General features: G+C 68.6%; 1 protein-coding gene. It reads left to right on the forward strand.

Going from position 1 to position 1,357, the window contains the following annotated elements; translation table 11 throughout:
* Positions 1-1,357, forward strand: a 1,357-nt coding sequence (locus tag ACLQ2W_RS33775) for an acyltransferase domain-containing protein (protein ID WP_425791940.1), incomplete at both ends; no start/stop codon positions are given.

Genomic DNA, 1,357 nt, shown 5'->3' on the forward strand with positions numbered 1-1,357 from the left:
CGGTCAATCAGGATGGTGCGTCGAATGGTTTGAGTGCTCCGAATGGGCCGTCGCAGCAGCGGGTGATCCGTCAGGCGTTGGCCAACGCGCGGTTGTCGCCGGGCGACGTGGATGTGGTGGAGGCGCACGGCACGGGCACCACCCTGGGTGATCCGATCGAGGCGCAGGCGCTGATCGCCGCGTACGGTCAGGACCGGCCGGCGGGGCAGCCGTTGCGGTTGGGGTCGGTGAAGTCGAACATCGGTCACACCATGGCGGCCGCAGGCGTCGCCGGGATCATCAAGATGGTCCTGGCGATGCGGCACGGGTTGATGCCCAGGACACTGCACGTGGACGCCCCGTCATCTCACGTGGACTGGTCGGCGGGATCGGTGCGGTTGCTGACCGAGGCGACATCGTGGCCGGTCAACGGTCGGCCGCGGCGGGCTGGGGTGTCGTCGTTCGGGATCAGCGGTACCAACGCCCACCTCATCCTCGAAGAGGCCGAACCGCTCCAGATCCTGCAGGAGGCTGAACCGTTCGAGCCGCTGCAGGGCACACCGGCCGACCGGGCGGGCTCGAGCCAGAAGCCGCAGGCCCCGTCGCCGGCCGGTGGGGTGGTGCCGTGGTTGTTGTCGGCCAAGTCTGAGGTGGCGTTGCGGGCGCAGGCGCAGCGGTTGGCGGGGTTTGTGGCTGACCGGCCTGAGGTGGATTCGGTCGTGGTGGGGCGGGCGTTGGCGGCCCGGTCGGTGTTCACGCATCGGGGTGTGGTGCTCGGTCAGGATCGGTCGGTGTTGGTGGACGGGTTGCAAGCGCTGGCTACGGGTGTTCAGGCGCCGGGGGTGGTGACGGGGGTTGCGGGGTCTGGTCGGTTGGCGGTGGTGTTTTCCGGGCAGGGTAGCCAGCGGCTCGGGATGGGCCAGGGCCTGTATGAGGCGTATCCGGTCTTCGCGGAAGTGTTCGATGAGGTGTGCGCGTACTTCGACCAGCATCTTGAGCGGCCGTTGCGGCATGTGGTCGCGGGCGAGCCGCGGTTGCTGGATCAGACGGTGTATACGCAGGCGGGGTTGTTCGCGGTGCAGGTGGCGTTGTATCGGCTGCTCGACTCGTGGGGGGTGGCCCCGCAGTATCTGGCCGGGCATTCGATTGGTGAGTTGAGTGCGGCGTATGTGGCTGGGGTGTGGGATCTGGCTGATGCGGTGGCGGTGGTAGCCGCGCGGGGTCGCCTGATGCAGGCGCTACCTGCTGGTGGGGCCATGGTGGCGTTGACCGCCAGCGACGTCGAGGCGCAGGAGCTGCTCGCCGGGCACACCGATCTGGTAGGGGTGGCGGCGGTCAACGGTCCCCGCTCGACGGTGATCTCCGGCGACCAGGATCT

It is taken from the genome of Micromonospora sp. DT227, from assembly GCF_049841835.1.
Taxonomy (GTDB): domain Bacteria; phylum Actinomycetota; class Actinomycetes; order Mycobacteriales; family Micromonosporaceae; genus Micromonospora.